Here is a 19,808-nt window from a genome sequence, read left to right as displayed (position 1 = left end):
ATAAAATTTAATTACTTGTTTTTTATAATTTGAGCTGTAAAAGATGCCTCTGTTACGACATTATCTCCAACAAAGGCATATCCTTTCATAGAACTTATACCATGCCTAACTGGTGCTAAAAGTTCAACTTTAAAAAGTAAAGTATCTCCAGGAACTACTTTTTGACGGAATTTAACATCATTTATTCTTAAGAAATATGTAGACCAACGTTCAGGCTCTTCTAATTGTGAAAGAACCAATAGTCCACCACATTGCGCCATAGCTTCGACCTGTAAAACTCCAGGCATAACAGGTTCACTTGGGAAATGACCTTGAAAGAAAGGTTCATCACTTGATATATTCTTTAATCCAACAATAGTAGTGGACCCCATTGAAATGATTTTATCTATAAGCTGCATTGGATATCTATGAGGCAGTAACTCTTTTATACGTATATTATCCATTAACGGCTCTTTAGTTTGGTCATAATCAGGGGCTTGAATATCATGCTTTCTAAGCTCTTTACGCATGAGACGAGCAAACTTATTGTTTACAGTATGACCTGGACGCGTTGCTATTATCCTACCTTTAAGTGGTTTGCCTATTAAAGCCAAATCTCCTATTATATCAAGTAATTTATGACGAGTACATTCATTATCCCATTTTAAAGGTTTATGTTGAATATAACCAATATTATTAGCATCGATATGAGGAACATGAAGCAAATCAGCTAACTGGTCCAATTTTTCCTGTTCCAAATGTTGTTCGTATATAACAATAGCATTATCTAAATCTCCTCCTTTTATTAGATTAGCTTGAAGTAAAGGTAAAATATCACGTACAAATACAAAAGTACGAGCCGATGATATTTCTTCTTCAAACTGGGAAATACTATCCAGTGTAGCAAATTGGCTACTAATAAATTTCGATTTAAATGAACACATTGTTGTTATAGAGAAGTCGTTGTCTGGAAGAATAGTGATAATAGAATCACCATCTTTTATCTCTATTTTCTTACGAATAATATAATAGTCTTTTGCTGCATTTTGTTCACTTAAGCCAACTTCCTTAATTTTCTGAACATACATAGCCGCAGAACCATCAAGTATAGGAAACTCAGGACCATTAACTTGTATTAAGCAGTTATCAACACCCATTGCATATATAGCAGCCATAGCATGTTCTATTGTACTAATACGCATATTTCCTTTAACTAGAACAGTACCACGTTGAGTTTCTTCTACATATTCTGCGACTGCATTAATAATAGGGTGACCTTCTAAATCAATACGTTGTATTTTATATCCAGTATTTTCAGGAGCAGGATTGAAAGTTACTGTAAGATTTAAACCTGTGTGAAGCCCCTTTCCAAATAAGGAAAAACTACCTTTAAGAGTTTTCTGCTTTACTGTTTCCATTTATAAGTGTGTTATTTCTGTTTTTTTAATTTTTCTATTTCCTTTTGTAAAGCACTTAATTGCTTATACATTTCAGGTAACTGTTTAAAAATAGCTTGAGACTTAAAGTAATTACGTTGTGGCATAGGTGGAGTGCCTATTAATTGTTGATTATCTTTTAATTTGCCAGGTACTCCTGATTGTGCTCCTAAAAAGACTTTATTTCCTATAGTTATATGTCCAGAGATACCTACCTGTCCACCAAACATACACCATTCTCCTACTTTTGTAGAACCAGCAATACCTACCTGCGCACTCATTACAGTATTTGCACCTATATCATTATTATGAGCTATTTGTATAAGATTATCAAGCTTTACACCTTTATGAATATACGTACTTCCCATGGTTGCTCTATCTATACAAGTATTTGCACCTATTTCTACATTATCTTCAATAGTTACTATACCTATTTGTGGTATCTTATCATAGCAATTATTATCAAAATTAGGAGCAAAACCAAACCCATCAGCTCCTATAACGCTCCCAGAATGAATAATAATATTATTACTTAATTTACAATTATTGTAAATAGTAACATTAGGATATATAATACAATTATCACCCAAAGATGTTTCATCCATTATTGTTACATGTGGATATATCATTGTATTATCCCCTAATACAACATTATCACCAATATAAGCAAAAGCACCTATGTATACATTTTCACCAACTTTTGCTGTAGGAGATACAAATGCCAAAGGATCAATACCTTTCTTTTTAGGCTTCATCTTATCATATAGTTGTAAAAGCTTTGCTATGCAATCACGGGCATTATCTACTTTTATTAATGTAACATCAAATGGCCTATTTATTTCAATAGATTTATCTATTAAAACTACAGATGCCTTTGTTGTATAAAGATAATGAGTATATTTTGGATTAGATAAAAAAGAAATACTTCCTTTTTTACCTTCTTCTATTTTGCAGAAATCATTGATGATAACATTTTCATCTCCTTCAACCTGTCCTTGAATAAACTGTGCTATTTGTTTTGCAGAAAATTCCATGCTATATATTATAATTATTTATAATGCAAAGATAGATAAATTTTATTAAAATCATTGATAACATAAATAATATTTCATGATTTTTCTTAGAAATAGAATTAAGAATATAACTGTTCAAAGACAACTTTTTTGTGATATAATTTTATTATTATAAATATTACTACTATATTCGTAAGAAGTATTCAAAATATTTAAATAAAAGTTCATTAAACTATATATACAATATGCTCAAATCATATTTCTTAATTCTATATAATGCTTAAAGATCCATGAGTGACCTTTTGCTAAAAAATTTGTAAGTTCAGCAAAAATTAAAAGGAAAGCTATAGTCAAAATAATAAATATAAAACTAAAAATAAAAAAAATCCACAAATCTCCATTCTTATATTTTTCTTGTATCTTAATTAAAAAGAAAGAGGATCTAGCTACAATTTTTGATGTAGTCTTAGCTGCATCTTTTATTATCAAACTAGCTTGAGAAGATGTATTGGATATTTGTTTAGAAATGTAAATTGATTTATCTTGCTTAGTTTGTGATAAATCTTTTGAAGCTATAGCAAGTAATTTGCTTTTTACTTCTGGGATGTTTTCTTTTTGAGATTCTATTTTAGTAATATTTACCAATGGAACGACCTCTCTTGCTGTTGTATAAAAAGGAGCAGGCTTGTCGAAACTACATTCTAAGATAGCCCCACAATATGGACATCGAAATTTATTTTTACCATATTTTTGGGTTTCTGCAGCAAATATATTGCCACATGTTGAGCATTTTACTTTACATTTCATAATACTTACAAAAGTATAAAAAATAAATGAAAATTTAATCAGAACTATAAAAAATAGCATTCTTTATTAATATGTACCTTCCATATATAGTTTTTTCTGGAATATAGAATAAATTAAAAAAAGAACCATATTCTTATATATTAAGAATACAGTTCTATTTCTTATAAAATAGTAAAGACCTTAGCTTAACTTAAAATAAAGGTAATAAAAATAAAAGTAGAACTTAAAATACTTATCCCAATACCACTTAAGCCAAAATTATATATGATAATATATTTTATATAAGATATTGATTTGAAATACTTTCATTATTTACTACACGGCGTATTGTCTCAGCAAACATATCTGCAACAGAAATCTGCTTTACCTTGGAACAGCGATCAGTATAAGGTATAGAATCTGTAAAAACTATTTCGTCTAGAGAAGATGCTTCTACACGCTCGGTAGCAGGTCCTGACATTACACAATGAGAGGCAAGAGCACGAACGCTCGTAGCACCAGCTTCTTTCATTATATCTGCAGCTTTAGTAATGGTACCAGCAGTATCTACCATATCATCAACGATAACTACATTTTTATCCTTAACATCACCAATTATTTGCATAGTAGCAATAACATTTGCTCGTGCTCGTGTTTTGTTGCATAATACTAATGGGCAACCTAAATATTTAGCGTAAGTATTAGCACGTTTAGACCCCCCCACGTCAGGGCTTGCTATAACCAAATTATCAAGCTTTAAACTTTGTACATAAGGTAATAATACTCCACTAGCATAGAGATGATCTACAGGAACGTTAAAGAAACCTTGAATTTGATCTGCATGAAGATCCATAGTTATTAAACGATCAATACCTGAAACACTTAGAAGATCAGCTATTAACTTTGCACCAATACTTACACGTGGCTTATCCTTCCTATCTTGACGAGCCCAACCAAAATAAGGTACTACTGCTATAATCTGGCGGGCAGAAGCACGCTTAGCTGCATCTATCATTAACAAGAGTTCCATAAGATTATCAGAATTCGGAAAAGTGCTTTGTACTAAAAAAACATCCTTACCACGAATACTTTGCTCATACGAAACAACAAACTCACCATCAGAGAAGCGAGTCATAACTAAGTTTCCTAATGGACAACCTAAACTTGTGCATATTTTCTCTGCGAGATATCTCGTTTTTGTACCAGAGAAAACCAAAAAAGAGTTATTTTTACTCATTTTATTTATATTATATAAATGTAAAAGATTTGTTCTATATGCAATTTCTTTATATACTCATAAAAAGTCAAACAAAAAATATAATAATATAAAGAAAAGGAATGATATGTTTTTGAGAAAAGAATATATTCATAAATCTCCTCAAAGGAAAAATAATTCCCAATTTTTTCTCAATGCAATATGTGGATATAGTCATTACGACTAGCTTCATACCTTGATAATTTATTATACTAAAAATATAAACAATAGCAATATATATTTACTAAAAACTATTTTTATAATGCAAAGGTAAATATATTTTCCTGAAATTACAAATAAATGAGTATTTTTGCAATCATGAAGATAAACTCAACTACTTTTAAAGAGCTTACTAAACCTATGTATGTGCTCGAAGAAGATAAATTACGCAAGAATTTATCACTTATTGCAAATATTGCAAATAAAGCATCTGTGGAAATTATTTTAGCTTTTAAAGCATACGCTTTATGGAAAACTTTTCCTATTTTCAGAGAATATATTAATGCTACTACAGCTTCATCTTTAAACGAGGCTCGTTTAGGTTTAGAAGAATTTGGAACCCCTTGTCATACTTTTTCTCCTGCGTACACAGATTATGAGATAAAAGATATTGTAAAATGCTCCTCTCATCTTACTTTTAATTCTTTACAGCAGTATGAACGCTATCATTTAAAAGCAAGAGCTTATAATAAAAAAATCAGTCTCGGGATTCGAGTTAATCCTGAATATTCTGAAATAAAGACATTATTATATAACCCTTGCGCTCCTGGTACAAGATTTGGAATATTAGCAAAAAATATTCCTGAAAAATTGCCTTCAGATATAGAAGGATTTCACATTCATTGTCATTGTGAAAATGGAAGTGATGTTTTTGAACGAACATTAGCACACATAGAAGAAAAATTTGCTGTTTGGTTTTCACAATTAAAATGGATAAATTTTGGAGGTGGACATCTTATGACACACGCAAATTACAATATAGATAAGCTGATAAACATATTACAAGGCTTTCATAATCGTTATCCATGGTTAAAAGTGATTTTAGAACCTGGTAGTGCTTTTGGTTGGCAAGTAGGTACACTTGTATCGCAAGTAGTAGATATTATAGAAGATAGAGGATATCGTACAGCAATTCTTAATGTTAGTTTTACTGCCCATATGCCTGATTGCTTAGAAATGCCTTATAATCCTATTGTGCGTGGTGCAGAAACGCAACCTAATAGCGGAAAAACAACAGATCCTTTTACTTATAGATTAGGTGGAAATAGCTGCCTTAGTGGCGATTGGATGGGTAATTGGAAATTTGATCATAAACTACAAATCGGAGAAAATATTATTTTTGAGGATATGCTTCATTATACTACTGTAAAAACAAATACATTTAATGGAATTTCACACCCAGCAATAGCCTTACTTCATAGTAATAAAGATTTAGAAATACTTCGTACATATAGCTATGAAGATTATAGAGACAGAATGGATTAATGGCATATCTTTTGCTATAATATGATATGAGAATATTAATATACAAATATAGATTATTATGGCATTTATAGATTATTACAAAATACTTGGTGTAGACAAAAATATACCACAAAAAGATGTTAGAGCAGCTTATCGTAAACGTGCTAAACAATTTCATCCTGATTTGCACCCCAACGATGCCAAGGCTAAAGCTAAATTTCAAGCCTTAAACGAGGCATATGAAGTAATTGGAGATCCACAAAAAAGAGCACAATACGATAAATATGGAGAACAATGGAAAGATGTAGGCGGATTTTCAAACAGTAAAGATTCTGGATTTAATGAGTCTAGCAAAGATTATAGTAATCCTTTTGCTAACTTTGATTTTAGCACCTTTAACACTAGTAGGGGAGGGGGCTTTAGTAGCTTCTTTCAAGATCTATTTGGCAGTGGACGAATTAAGCAAGAGAACTATAGCTCTTCTATGTTTAGTGAAAATATGGCAAAACCAATAAATGGAAATATAGAACAGCAAGTTAACATTGATTTATTTACTGCTCTTTTAGGAGGTGATGTTATTATCAGATTACCAAATGGTAGGAAGGCTAAGCTAAAGATAAAAGAAGGTACACAGAATGGGACTAAAGTACGACTACGTGGAAAAGGAAAAAATATAGGTAATGGAATTATAGGAGATTTTATTATAACTTACCACATTAAGTTGCCTGAAAATCTTACAGAACATCAGAAAGAATTATTTTTGCGCGCTAAAAATGAAAAATAATAATTTCTCTTTTGAAATAAAATAGCTATTATACAATATATTTAATAATAGATTAATAATAACTATTTCATTTATGTAAAAGAGATCTTATTAGAGAGAAGTATAAATTGTTTATCTTTATTTAAGTAATAAAATTATGTTTCTCAACTTTTTATATATCATATATACGTTTTAATTGGTGAATCTAAGATAAAATGTGGATTATCTTTGTCACCATAATGTCTTTCATAAACAAATCCATTGTATTCGAATTTTAAAAGTTGAGAGATTGTATTTATTTTATTTTTAATAATATAATTAGCCATAGCACCACGACAACTTTTAGCATACATACTTATTATTTTAAGTTTAGAGCCTTTATTTATCATAAATAAAGGCTTAATTACATGCACTTCGCTTAATATTCGTTTCCAATCAAAAAGATGTTGGAATTCTTCTGTAGCTAGATGTAAGAGAATGCCATCATCTTTTTTTACTTTGTCTATTAAAAAGTCTGTAAGTAAAGGCTTCCAATATGCAAAAATATTAGAAAAATTAGTTGATTTTAAAACAACATTACCCTCTAAACGATAAGGATGAATATTATCTAAAGGGCGTAGTATACCATACAAAAAGCTTAATATAAATAAGTGCTTCTGTGCGTATATCAAGTTATCTGTAGTTAGAGAGTCAACCTTAAGACATTTATATACCTGTCCATAATAAGCAAAAATTGCTGGGAGACATGCATATTGGTTCATAAAGTCTTGATAACGCAATTTATTTTCTAAAGCTATATTTACACTACATTTTAATAAATTTGTTAATTCTTCTATAGTATATTCACTTAATTCTCTAGCAAAAGTTTGAGCCTCCTTTAAAAATATAGGAATAGAATTTATTGAAGCGGCTAAAGATGTTTCACTCTTCATAATTTTAGCTGAAGCTAATAGTATTTGCATAAAATTATCAGTATTTTAGTCCCATATTATAAAGTATAAAGCTATAAATATCTGCTTGTTCTTCTAATTGTTTTGACAAAGGTTTACCTCCGCCATGGCCTGCATTTGTATCTATACGTATAAGAGTAGGGGTTCTACCAGCATTTGCAGCCTGTAAAGCTGCAGCAAACTTGAAAGAATGAGCTGGTACAACACGATCGTCATGATCAGCTGTAGTTATAAGAGTAGCTGGATATGATATACCTTTTTTAATATTATGAAGAGGAGAGTATGATTTTAGGTATAAAAACATTTCTTTGGAGTCTGCACTTGTTCCATAATCGGAAGCCCAATTCCAACCTATAGTAAATTTATGATATCTAAGCATATCCATTACACCTACTTGCGGGATACATACTTTATAAAGCTCTGGACGTTGTGTCATACAAGCACCTATGAGTAATCCGCCATTAGAGCCTCCTTGAATAGCAAGTAAATTCTTATTAGTATATTTAGCTTTAATAAGATATTCTGCTGCAGATATAAAATCATTAAAGACATTTTGTTTATTCATCTTTGTGCCTGCAAGATGCCATGCTTCGCCAAATTCATTTCCACCACGTAAACATGCCATAGCATATATCCCCCCATTCTCAATAAAAGGTAGTCGAACAAAAGAAAATGAAGGAGTCAAAGAAATGCCAAAACCACCATATGCATAAAGAAGAAGAGGGTTTTTAGCATTGCGTTTTAATCCTTTTTTATAAGTTAAAAAAACGGGTACTTTTGTCCCATCCTTACTTGTAATATATATTTGTTCTGTAATAAATTTATTCTTATTAAACTTTATATTAGGTGCAGTATATATTTTGCTTGTATTTTTATTAATATCGTATTTGTAAATACTTGTAGGCTCTGTAAAAGATGTAAACGAATAAAATATCTCTGGTCGATAAAAATCGCCACTAAAACTAACACTTCCTAAACTAGGAAATTTTATTTCTCTAAGCAGCTTTCCATCGATTGAATATAAATAAGAATGACTACAGGCATCTTGTATATATGTGATAATTAATTGTTTATCTGCAAAAGTAACATCTTCTAAAACATTCTTACTTGCAGGGATAATAGTTTTCCATTCCGTTTTACTAAGATGATGAATATCAGTAACAACCAATTTGTTAGTTGGAGCTTTTTCATCTGTTAGTATATATATATTATCTCCAATTGTTTTAATAGGATTACATTGCACATCTAAATTAGCATTAATCTGAATAAATTGACTATCTTTTTGTTTAAGATTACGTACATAGAGCCCATTTCCCTGTCCAGCACCACTCTCTGTTAAAAACATCATCGTTTCATCTTCATTAATACTTACTGTATAAAAACGCATTGGATGCTCTGGATTTTGATAAAACAAAACATCATCAGACTGTGGAGTACCTATTTTGTGATAAAAAATCTTTTGAACAGAATTTATATTGCTTAAACCATTACCTTGTTTTGGACTATCATAAGCAGAATAATAAAACCCATCACCAAGCCATGAAGCATTAGAAAACTTAGCCCACTTTATATGATCCTTAAGAAGTTTACCTGTATTAGCATCTATAACATAGAATTCTTGCCAATCACTGCCATTACGAGAAATAGCATATGCAACATATTTTCCATTATTGGAAAAGTTTACACTTTTTAAAGCAACAGTACCATCTGTAGAAAATTTATTTGGATCAATAAATACTTGAGCATTTTTTTCATCATCTAACTTATCCATAACGTATAATACGCTTTGATTTTGTAGCCCATTATTAAGATAAAAGTACCATTTTTTTGTATGTTTATTATACCATGGAAAGGAATATTTCTCATAATTAGCAAGTTCCTTCATTCTTTTTAATATTTTCCCACGAAATGGTATCTTGGACATGTATCTTGAAGTTATACTATTTTCAGCCTTTACCCAATTAATAGTAGCTTTAGCAGTATCATTCTCTAATGGTCTATAAGGATCTAATACTTCGATGCCAAAATATTTATCCATAGTTTTATCAGATGGAGGTGTAGGATAATTAATCTTCTGAGCCATAAGAAAAGTAGGTGATATTAATGATATCATACCTATGATTATTTGTTTTTTCATAATATACTTTCTTTATACCATTTAAAAATATTATTTATGCCTTGTTCTATTTCTATTTTATGAGTCCACCCCAAACTATGCAATTTCGTTACATCTATAAGTTTTCGTGGAGTCCCATTTGGCTTTTTTATATCCCAAACTATATCTCCTTCAAACTTAATAACCTTTTTAATAAGATAAGCTAAAGACTTAATAGATATTTCTTTACCTGTACCTACATTTATATGGCAATTTCTAATTTCACCAAGAGAAAGAATAGCTCCTCCACGATTAGAACTATTGTTTCTATCTATAGCTCCATTTGTTTTTGTTCCATAAAAAGTACTTGAATATTTTTCTATTCCTATAATATCTTTAAAATCTACATTTAATAATATATGTACACTGGCATCTGCCATATCCTCGCTCCAAAGAAATTCACGCAGCGGACTGCCATCTCCCCAAAGTGTTACTTTATTATTTTCTATACCATAAAAAGATAATGCTTTTATTATACGCTCTTCAGAATTATTTCCATCTATATTTTCTTTACCTATAATATTTTCTAAGCTATTAACAGGTGTGATAGGACGTTTATCCATATCTTTACGAATGGCTTCCCAGTTATTATCATAAAGTAATTTTGCTAAATATATTTTACGTATAATTCCTGGAATGACATGTGAATTTTCAAGATGAAAATTGTCATTAGGACCATATAAATTAGTTGGCATTACTGCTATATAATTAGTTCCATATTGCAAATTATAGCTTTCACACATTTTTAGTCCTGCTATTTTAGCAATAGCATATTCTTCATTAGTATATTCTAATGGAGAAGTAAGCAGACTTTCCTCTTTAATAGGCTGTGGAGCATTTTTAGGATATATACATGTGCTACCTAGAAATAATAATTTCTTAACTTTGTTAATATAGGAACTTTCTATAACATTACATTGTATCTTCATGTTTTGCATGATGAAATCAGCTCTATACAATGAATTTGCTATAATACCTCCAACAAAAGCTGCAGCAAGAACTACAGCATCAGGCTTTTCTTTTTCAAAAAATTGAGCTACTGCTGATTGATTTGTTAGATCAAGCTCTTTATGACTTCGCCCTATAAGATTATTATATCCACGTGCTTTGAGATTTTTCCATATTGCTGATCCTACTAAGCCTTTGTGCCCAGCAATATAGATTTTTGCACTTTTATCCAACTCTGACATTTATTATATCTTACTTTACAATTCCCTTTTCCAAATATTCCTCTAAATTCGTACGCACTCTTTCTGCTACTCCTTCTGAAGCTACTTTTGCCATATCGCTATCTACCATAATATTTACAAGCTCCTCAAAAGAAGTACTATTAGGATTCCAACCCAATCTGTTTTTTGCTTTAGTTGGATCTCCTAAAAGATTAACAACGTCTGTAGGACGATAAAAATCTGGACTAACTTCTACTAATACTTTACCCGTATTTTTATCTATTCCTTTCTCTTCTAAACCTTTACCTTCAAATTTTAATTCTATGCCAACACGTTTAAAAGCATAATAACAAAACTCTCGTACACTATGCTGAACACCCGTTGCTATAACAAAGTCTTCTGGCTGCTTTTGTTGTAATATTAGCCACATACACTCAACATAATCTCTAGCATATCCCCAATCGCGAAGAGAACTAAGATTCCCTAAAAGCAGCTTATCTTGTTTGCCTTGTTTTATTCTAGCTGCAGCAAGTGTTATCTTTCTTGTTACAAAAGTTTCACCTCTACGTTCACTTTCATGATTAAATAAAATACCAGAACAGCAATACATATTATAAGCTTCACGATATTCTCTTACTATCCAAAAACCATACAACTTAGCTACTGCATATGGGCTATAAGGATGAAATGGAGTATTTTCATTTTGTGGTATTTCCTCAACTTTACCATAAAGCTCAGACGTAGAAGCTTGATAAATTTTACATCGTTGTGTAAGTCCTAATTGACGAACAGCTTCTAATATTCTTAAAACGCCAACAGCATCCACATCTGCGGTAAACTCTGGTGAATCAAAACTAACCTGGACATGACTTTGGGCTGCCAAATTATATATTTCTGTAGGCTTAACTTTACCAATAACCATTAATATACTCATTGAGTCGCTAAGGTCTGCATAATGTAGATGAAAATGAGGTTTACCTTCTAAATGGGCGATTCTTTCTCGAAAATCGACAGACGATCTGCGAATTGTGCCATGAACATCATAACCTTTAGATAATAACAATTCAGCTAAATATGATCCATCTTGTCCTGTTATACCAGCTATGAGAGCTACTTTATCCATAAATATACCTTAATTAAAAGTTTAAAATAATCTTTACTTCATGCAAAAATACAAAAGCTTTCCCGATTATACAAATAAAAAGAATCTGAGATATATAGTGCGAAATCAGTAAGCAAGGTAAAATTACAAAATGTGTTTAAAGAATTAGCACTTAGGTGTAGAAAAGTTTAATTTTTCTCTCCTTTTGTTTATTTCCAAAAGTTGCATTTCTTAATTGAACTTACGACTGACGGTTGAATCTACGGCTTTAGTTTTAAAACTATAAAAGTGCTATATTTAAAAAAAATAGCGTAATTTTGCATTCATAGATTTTCGTTTGGGATAAATATTTTTTAGAAGGCTTAATATATATAAAAAGAGTGGATTCATTAAGAAGAATTTTTAGAATAGGTATTGGTCCATCAAGTAGTCACACGATGGGGCCAAGACGTGCTGCTAAGATTTTTAGTAAAAAACATACTGATGCACATCGTTTTGAAGTAACATTATATGGGAGTTTGGCTGCAACAGGTAAAGGGCATATGACGGATATTGCGATTATAAAGCCTTTAGAGGTTATAGCTCCTGTAGACCTTAAATGGCTTCCTAAGACATTTTTACCTTATCACCCTAATGGTCTTTTATTTCGTTCATATGACGAGAACGATAATATTACCGATGAATGGACGGTGTATAGTGTAGGGGGAGGAGCTCTTTCGGAAGGTAAGGGCGAGAATGATATGTTTAAAAACAGTCCTGTTTACAAGCTCAACACTATAAAGGAAATTCAGCGATGGTGTGAATCTACCGGTAGAGGATATTGGGAATATGTAGACCAATGTGAGGATGAAGGCTTTTGGGATTATTTACGTGAGGTTTGGGCAGCTATGAAAGATTCTGTGGAAAGGGGATTGGATACAGAAGGAGCTTTACCCGGTCCATTAAAATTAGCACGTAAAGCATCTACTTATTATGTTAAAGCTCGCTCTTATAAAGCATCATTGCAGAGTAGGGGATTGGTGTATTCTTATGCATTAGCTGTCAGTGAGGAAAATGCGAGTGGAGGCACTATAGTTACAGCTCCCACTTGTGGTGCTTCAGGTGTGCTTCCTGCAGTATTGTACCATTTATCAAATGGTCATAATTTTACAGAAACTAAGATATTACATGCTTTAGCCACTGCGGGAATATTTGGTAATGTTGCCAAATATAATGCTTCTATCTCAGGTGCAGAGGTGGGTTGTCAAGGCGAGGTAGGTGTAGCTTGTGCCATGGCATCGGCAGCATCGTGTCAGCTTTTTGGAGGAAGTCCGGCACAGATAGAGTATGCAGCAGAAATGGGGTTAGAACATCATTTAGGAATGACCTGCGACCCTGTGTGTGGATTGGTGCAGATACCTTGTATAGAGCGTAATGCCTTTGCAGCTTGTCGTGCTTTAGATGCTCAGCTATATGCTACCTTTAGTGATGGAATGCATCATGTGTCATACGATCGTGTAATAGAGGTTATGAAGCAGACAGGTCATGATATACCATCTTTATATAAAGAAACAAGTACAGGAGGGTTAGCAAAAAATTATGAATATTAGTTTAAGAAAAAAGCTTAATAAGTAGTAAAAGAGAAGTGTCAAGCTTGTTTGTTATTCTCAAGTTTGACACTTTTCTTTTCTTTTTATATATAATAAAACTTATGCAAAAATGTTATAGAGATGTTTTATATATCTCATTTAGGTTTTTGCATGTATTTTTTTGTTGGAAATAGATGTCCTTTTTTAAAAACTTCTAACGATCTTTTTATAGTAGGATCATTTAAGTTGATAAACTGTATCCACGCTGTTTCGTCTAACATATTATATATTATGCGACTATTGATATAGTTTTCTAATAGCGAATGCGATTTTTTTATCATACGATTTCTACGCTTTAACCCATTCTTGTTAGCGTATGAAGCAAAATCCTCTACTAAGTTTTGTTTGTTAAGATAGTTAGCGAGTGAATGCATATTATTATATTTAGCCAGTATAGGGCGATATTTATCTGTATATTTGAAAGTATACTGAAGTATTAATCCGCTTGTAGCAGCCTCTTTATAATAAGATGTAAAATTAAGAGTATCTTCAGGCACAAAAATATCGGGTGTTATTCCTCCACCTCCATACACTTTTCTGCCAAGGAAAGTGTGATATACTGGCCCAACATGCTTTATGCTATCTTGTGAGAAGAACTCTCCATGTAGGTAACGTGAAAGTATATCCTGCTGGTAATCGGCATTATCTCCCGGCTTAAATGGCTTTTGAATGCATCTTCCAGATGGTGAATAGTATCGAGCTATGGTCAGACGAATCATGCTTCCATCAGGGAATTGGATTTGTTGTTGTACTAAGCCTTTTCCAAACGAGCGACGTCCCACGATTGTTGCGCGGTCATTATCTTGCATAGCTCCGGCAAAAATTTCTGCAGCAGAGGCTGTACCTTCGTTAATAAGCACAACCATTGGCGTTTTTTGATATGCTCCCTTACCATTACTTCTATATTCCTGTCGTGGGCTTTTCCTACCTTGTGTATATACTATTAAGCGGTTTTTAGGTAGAAACTCATTTGCCATTTGTACAGCAGTTTCTAACAAGCCTCCACCATTATCGCGCAGATCTATAACAATGTTTTTTGCGCCCATAATATATAAGTTTTGTAATGCTGCAAGCATTTCAGCGTAAGTGCGTTCGCCAAAGCTTTTTATACGAAGATAACCTATAGAGTCGTTAAGCATATAAAAGGAAGAAACGCTTTTCACTGAAATATCTCCACGTGTTACGGTAATATATTTTATATTATTACTACCATAACGCTTTATTCCTAATCTCACTTTAGAGTTTTTAGGACCCTTTAAGCGGTGCATAGCTTCTTCATTGGTAACAACTTTTCCCACAAAACTTTTTCCGTCGATATTAACTATTTTATCGCCGGAGAGAACACCTGCTTTGTCAGCAGGACCATCTTTTATTACATTTTGAACACGAATGGTATCTTGTCGAATAGTAAACTCTATACCTACGCCTGAAAACGATCCTTTTAAGTCGTCGGTAGCCGTTTGTACGTCTTTTGCACTTATGTATACGGAATGAGGGTCAAGCTCTGCAAGTATTTGTGGTATAGCCTTGTCCACAAGGTCATTTATATTTACAGAGTCTACATACTGATCGTCTATAATATGTAGTAGGTTGTTCAATCGATTGCTACCACTATTTATTATATTAAGACGATTACCAGCAAAGTGATTTGTGTAAAAAGTTCCAATAAGTATTCCTATTACTACACAAAGTGCCAGCCAAAGTGGCATAAATCGGTTGTTTTTGTGTTGCCCCATAACTAATACTAATGATATATATAATGTTGTTATTCTTCTTTATTTTTCTCAAAATCTATTTTTACTACCTCTATATTTGCGCGTTGTAAGAGGTCTATACCGTCAGTAAGACGATATTTTTCAGCGTACACTATTCGTTTTATTCCTGCCTGAATAATGAGCTTAGCACACTCTATGCATGGGGCATCTGTAACATAAATAGTAGCTCCTTCGCTGTTATTACCACTTCGTGCTAACTTTGTAATAGCATTAGCTTCAGCGTGTAACACATAAGGTTTTGTAACATTGTTGCTATCCTCACATACGTTTTCAAACCCACTTGGTGTGCCATTGTATCCATCGCTGATAATCATCTTGTTTTTAACTACTAACGTACCTACTTTGCGACGTTGACAATACGAGTTTTCTGCCCAAATGCGAGCCATGCGTAAATATCTGCAGTCAAGACTATGTTGTTTTTTATCCATATTTTTTGTGATATAGCTTTTATAAGAAGTGTAAATAATATTTTAGTTATGCATTATTTATCTTAATGCCATTGCGCTTTAGAAGAGCTTTTATAGTAGGCTCTTGTCCACGAAATCTTTTATAAAGAGTCATGGGGTGTTCTGTTCCTCCTTTTGAGAGAATATTATCTCTAAAGCTTTTTGCTATATCTTTATTAAATATCCCATGTTCTTTAAACATACTAAAAGCATCAGCATCTAATACCTCTGCCCACTTATAGCTATAATATCCAGCAGAATAACCACCAGCCATGATATGAGAAAACTGTACGGTCATGCAAGTTTCAGGTAGCTGTTTACCGATAATAGCTTTTTCCCAAGCTTTCTTTTCAAATGGGATAATGTCCTCGCAGAAAGGCTCTTCTTGGGTGTAGTAAGCCATATCTAAAAGTCCAAAGCTAACTTGTCTAAGGCAAGCAGAGGCAACATTATAATTGCGGCTTGCTGTTATCTTTTCTATTAAGCTGTCAGGTATAGGTTCGCCCGTTTGGTAATGGAAGGCAAAAGTGCGAAGAAAATCTTTTTCAACAGCAAAGTTTTCCATAAATTGTGATGGCAATTCTACAAAATCCCACCAAACATTAGTGCCTGATAAGCTTTCAAAGCGAGTATTAGCAAACATTCCGTGAAGCGAATGCCCAAACTCGTGTAGGAACGTTTCCACCTCACTTAGGCGAAGAAGAGCAGGCTTTTCTTTAGTAGGTTTGCTAAGATTCATTACCAAAGAGGCGTGTGGGCGATGATTTTTTCCGTTTTTATCTATCCATTGTCCTTGATATTCTGTCATCCAAGCACCATCGCGTTTTCCTTTGCGAGGAAAGAAGTCTACATAAAGAACGGCAAGATAAGACCCATCTTCATCATAAACTTCATATGGCTTAACATCGGGGTGATAAACAGGTATGTCTTTGTTTTCTTTAAAGGTTATGCCGTAAAGCTTAGTAGCAAGATTAAAAACTCCTTTGATAACGTTATTTATCTCGAAATATGGTCTAAGCTCTTCAGGGTCAAAGTTGTATTTTTTCAGCTGTAGCTGATGAGAATAGTAAGCAACGTCCCATGGCTGCATTTCAAAGGATTGCCCTTCTTTTTCTTTTGCAAGCGCTGTAATTTCAGCTTCTTCTTTAATAGCCGTAGGCTTATAAGCCTCTATTAAGTCGTTAAGCATTTTATAAACGTTTTCTACTTTTGCTGCCATGCGATACTTCATGACATAGTCAGCATAAGTTTTATAACCTAAAAGCTGTGCCATCTCTCTACGCACGTTTACCAATTGTTTGCAGACGTCAAAGTTGTTTTCTTTATTATCTTTAGTACAAATGGTATTTCGTGCCATGTATATTTCTTTTCTAAGCTCTCTATCTTTGCAATATGTTATAAAAGGGCTATAACTTGGCATATCTAAGGTAAACACCCAGCCATCAAGGTTGCGCTCTTTAGCTGCTTCTAAGGCTGTTTCTAAGGCTGTTTCAGGAAGTCCATGCAGCTTGTTTTTATCTGTAATATGCAAGGAGTAAGCTTTGTTTTCCTTTAAGACGTTTTGTGAAAACTGCAATGATAGCATACTGGCTTTTTCTGTTAGCTTACGAAGGGTTTCTTTGTCTTTATCATTTAACAAAGCACCACTTCTTACAAGCCCGTCATAGCTGTTTTCTAATACTCTCTGTTCTTCAGAGGTAAGTGTTCCATGATGGTCGTAAACGTATTTTATACGTTCAAATATTTTAGGATTAAGGCTAATATCGTTAGAATGCTTAGTAAGCATCGGACTTATCTTTTGTGCTAAAGCGTCCATCTCGTCATTGGTTTCTGCGCTTAAAAGATTAAAAAACACACTTGTTACTCTGTCTAATAAGTCGTAATAGTGTTTGCGCTGTTCGTCTTCATCTTCATGCACTATAGTGTTATAGAAGGTAGGCTCTTCTGGGTTATTAAGCATTTTTTCTATCTGCTCATTATCTCTTCTTATGCCTTCTATAATGGCTTCTTCATAGTCGTCAATTGTTATTTTATCGAAAGGTGCTGTTTCGTGTGGAGTACCATAGGGTAAAAAGAAAGGATTTACGTGTTTTCCTTTCTCTTTTATATTATTATTCATATTCTCTTCTTTTTATATTATTATTTCTACAAAGTTAAAAAGAAAAAGAGAAACACCTTAATATAATGGTTTGTTTTTAACGCAATTTTTCTAATAAAGGTATACTTATCACGCCACGTGTGTTGTTTAATAAGCCTTTTGCTTTAAGCCGACTAAGCATTTTTGATATGTTTAGTCTGCTTTCGTGTATTTCACAAGCTAAATCTGTCATTTTAATGTGTATAACCTTATGCCCTGACTGTATGATGCAACGGTTTCTCACAAACTGTATAAAGGCTTTTTCTATCGTTTCAGGTTTACGTCCCCAAGGCAATTTACCTGAATGTTGCGCTTTTATAGAAATCAAATTAATAAAATTAAGGCGAAAGATTAAAGATTTTTCTAATAGCTTTAGCACCTCTACTTTATCTAAAGATATTAGGTTACATTTTGTAATAGTCTTAAAATCTTTTGTATAATGAGCTGTTAAGCCAAAAAGGTGAGAAGGTTGTAGTATCATAGGAGTGTTAACTTCTTCTTCTATGCTATAATGATGATCATTAGAATAGGAAGTAACAGAAAAAGTTCCGTTAGTTACTATTAAGAGCTTGTCACACTTATGATTTTCTTTGCATATATATTTTCCTGCTTCTATCTTATGAAATCCAATTCTTATATATGCTATAATTTGAGATAACTCCTCGTTGCCAATACCTATAAAAAGAGGTAATGTGATAAGTTTATCATATATATTTAGCATGTTTATTTTACTATTTTATCTTTTAACGAAGGGCTATACCATGTTTTTAATTTTCCGTTTTCATCAGAATATATAAAATATGCCATTAGCTCGGGGTGTTCTTCTAATAAAACTTTAGCTTTTTCTATTCCCATTACCATAAAAGACGTAGCGTAGGCATCGGCTATGGCACATTTTTTAGTTATAACAGTAGATGATAAAAGTGAATGTTGCACAGGATAGCCTGTTTTAGGGTCTATAGTGTGAGCGTATTTTTTACCGTTTTTGTAATAAAAGTTACGATAATTCCCACTTGTAGCAAGTGCCTTATCAGTAATGTTTAATATTACCTCTATTTCTTGATTGACACTTGTTTTATTATTTAAAGGTTTAGTTACTCCTATCTTCCAAGGTAATCTGTTTTCATTTACTCCGCTTGTAACTATTTCTCCACCTATTTCTATCATAAAGTTTTTAATGCCCTGCTCACGAAGATAACGTGCAACGACATCTACTCCGTATCCTTTTGCTATGCCAGAGCAGTCGAGCATTATGTTTTTATTTTTTTTCTTTACTACATCTCCATCAAGTTCCACCTTGTTATAGCCTATGAGTGGGCGTAGACGGTTTATCTTTTCCTTTGTAGGTTTCTGTTCGCTTTTAAAGCCAAACCCCCATAGGTTTACTATAGGAGCTACGGTTATATCGAAAGCTCCATCGGTCTCTTTTGATACTTGTTCAGAAAGGTCGAAGACTTCAGCAAACATATCATTAACTTTCACAGGCTTATTCTGATTGATTAAAGATATTACAGATGTGCTATCAAAGGTAGAGAAAGTTTTGTTTACTTTGTTAAGCTCTGTTTCTATTTCGTTTTGTATGTCTTTATCGTTCTGATAAGTGATATGGTACACTGTGCCAAAAATGAAGCCTTCGTCTTGATGATAAGGGGCAGACCTCTGTTGTATGATAATATAGATGCTACCTAGTATAAGTATTAGTAGGAAGGGTATTTGCCAATATAGTTTTTTCTTGTTCATCTTTATTATT

General features: G+C 32.7%; 16 protein-coding genes. 3 read left to right on the top strand and 13 right to left on the bottom strand.

Annotated elements, in window-relative coordinates:
- Positions 1–11: 11 nt before the first annotated feature.
- The 4 genes from HMPREF9018_RS04600 to HMPREF9018_RS04585 all read right to left on the bottom strand — a co-directional run bounded on the left by HMPREF9018_RS04600 (position 12) and on the right by HMPREF9018_RS04585 (position 4,451).
- Positions 12–1,397, bottom strand: coding sequence for a bifunctional UDP-3-O-[3-hydroxymyristoyl] N-acetylglucosamine deacetylase/3-hydroxyacyl-ACP dehydratase (locus HMPREF9018_RS04600; protein ID WP_008448831.1), 1,386 nt, complete (start codon positions 1,395–1,397; stop codon positions 12–14).
- A gap of 11 nt (positions 1,398–1,408) precedes the next feature.
- Positions 1,409–2,449, bottom strand: a complete 1,041-nt coding sequence (gene lpxD, locus HMPREF9018_RS04595; protein WP_008448864.1) for a UDP-3-O-(3-hydroxymyristoyl)glucosamine N-acyltransferase — start codon at positions 2,447–2,449, stop codon at positions 1,409–1,411.
- Positions 2,450–2,677: 228 nt separating this feature from the next.
- Positions 2,678–3,235, bottom strand: a complete 558-nt coding sequence (locus HMPREF9018_RS04590) for a hypothetical protein (protein WP_039864392.1) — start codon at positions 3,233–3,235, stop codon at positions 2,678–2,680.
- A gap of 277 nt (positions 3,236–3,512) precedes the next feature.
- Positions 3,513–4,451, bottom strand: coding sequence for a ribose-phosphate pyrophosphokinase (locus HMPREF9018_RS04585; RefSeq protein WP_008448699.1), 939 nt, complete (start codon positions 4,449–4,451; stop codon positions 3,513–3,515).
- Between the two features lie 336 nt (positions 4,452–4,787).
- On the opposite strand from HMPREF9018_RS04585, the gene nspC reads away from it, so the two are divergent.
- Together nspC and HMPREF9018_RS04575 are read left to right on the top strand one after the other, a co-directional pair.
- Positions 4,788–5,954, top strand: a complete 1,167-nt coding sequence (gene nspC, locus HMPREF9018_RS04580; RefSeq protein ID WP_036853984.1) for a carboxynorspermidine decarboxylase — start codon at positions 4,788–4,790, stop codon at positions 5,952–5,954.
- A gap of 58 nt (positions 5,955–6,012) precedes the next feature.
- Positions 6,013–6,717, top strand: a complete 705-nt coding sequence (locus tag HMPREF9018_RS04575; protein ID WP_008448731.1) for a DnaJ domain-containing protein — start codon at positions 6,013–6,015, stop codon at positions 6,715–6,717.
- A 158-nt stretch (positions 6,718–6,875) separates the two neighbouring features.
- Here the strand turns inward: HMPREF9018_RS04575 and HMPREF9018_RS04570 are convergent, their stop codons facing one another.
- From HMPREF9018_RS04570 to gmd, 4 genes are read right to left on the bottom strand one after another with little or no spacing between them, the layout of a single operon-like run.
- Positions 6,876–7,658, bottom strand: coding sequence for a YaaA family protein (locus HMPREF9018_RS04570; RefSeq protein WP_008448876.1), 783 nt, complete (start codon positions 7,656–7,658; stop codon positions 6,876–6,878).
- A gap of 7 nt (positions 7,659–7,665) precedes the next feature.
- Positions 7,666–9,783, bottom strand: a complete 2,118-nt coding sequence (locus HMPREF9018_RS04565; RefSeq protein ID WP_008448603.1) for a prolyl oligopeptidase family serine peptidase — start codon at positions 9,781–9,783, stop codon at positions 7,666–7,668.
- A complete protein-coding gene (locus HMPREF9018_RS04560; RefSeq protein ID WP_008448750.1) occupies positions 9,780–10,991 on the bottom strand; it encodes a GDP-L-fucose synthase family protein in 1,212 nt (403 codons plus the stop codon). Before HMPREF9018_RS04560 ends, HMPREF9018_RS04565 begins: the two co-directional genes overlap by 4 nt.
- A 10-nt stretch (positions 10,992–11,001) precedes the next feature.
- Positions 11,002–12,093, bottom strand: a complete 1,092-nt coding sequence (gene gmd, locus HMPREF9018_RS04555; RefSeq protein ID WP_008448834.1) for a GDP-mannose 4,6-dehydratase — start codon at positions 12,091–12,093, stop codon at positions 11,002–11,004.
- Between the two features lie 359 nt (positions 12,094–12,452).
- On the opposite strand from gmd, the gene HMPREF9018_RS04550 reads away from it, so the two are divergent.
- Entirely contained in the window at positions 12,453–13,661 is a 1,209-nt protein-coding gene (locus HMPREF9018_RS04550) for an L-serine ammonia-lyase, iron-sulfur-dependent, subunit alpha (RefSeq protein WP_008448666.1), read from the top strand.
- A gap of 134 nt (positions 13,662–13,795) precedes the next feature.
- Here HMPREF9018_RS04550 and HMPREF9018_RS04545 read toward each other — a convergent pair whose 3' ends face one another.
- The 5 genes from HMPREF9018_RS04545 to HMPREF9018_RS04525 all read right to left on the bottom strand — a co-directional run bounded on the left by HMPREF9018_RS04545 (position 13,796) and on the right by HMPREF9018_RS04525 (position 19,798).
- On the bottom strand, positions 13,796–15,436 hold the full coding sequence (locus tag HMPREF9018_RS04545) for a S41 family peptidase (RefSeq protein WP_024992709.1): 1,641 nt from the start codon (positions 15,434–15,436) through the stop codon (positions 13,796–13,798).
- Between the two features lie 29 nt (positions 15,437–15,465).
- The gene (locus tag HMPREF9018_RS04540; RefSeq protein WP_008448770.1) at positions 15,466–15,903 is read right to left on the bottom strand and encodes a deoxycytidylate deaminase; all 438 of its coding nucleotides are present in this window, start codon (positions 15,901–15,903) and stop codon (positions 15,466–15,468) included.
- A gap of 46 nt (positions 15,904–15,949) precedes the next feature.
- Positions 15,950–18,040, bottom strand: coding sequence for a M3 family metallopeptidase (locus HMPREF9018_RS04535; RefSeq protein ID WP_008448806.1), 2,091 nt, complete (start codon positions 18,038–18,040; stop codon positions 15,950–15,952).
- Positions 18,041–18,116: 76 nt separating this feature from the next.
- Entirely contained in the window at positions 18,117–18,779 is a 663-nt protein-coding gene (locus HMPREF9018_RS04530) for a Crp/Fnr family transcriptional regulator (protein WP_008448617.1), read from the bottom strand.
- Positions 18,780–18,781: 2 nt separating this feature from the next.
- On the bottom strand, positions 18,782–19,798 hold the full coding sequence (locus tag HMPREF9018_RS04525) for an FAD:protein FMN transferase (RefSeq protein ID WP_008448615.1): 1,017 nt from the start codon (positions 19,796–19,798) through the stop codon (positions 18,782–18,784).
- Positions 19,799–19,808 lie beyond the last annotated feature (10 nt).

The sequence above is a fragment of the Prevotella amnii CRIS 21A-A genome (genome assembly GCF_000177355.1).
Classification (GTDB): Bacteria; Bacteroidota; Bacteroidia; order Bacteroidales; family Bacteroidaceae; genus Prevotella; species Prevotella amnii.
This window is presented reverse-complemented; position numbering and strand designations above follow the sequence as displayed.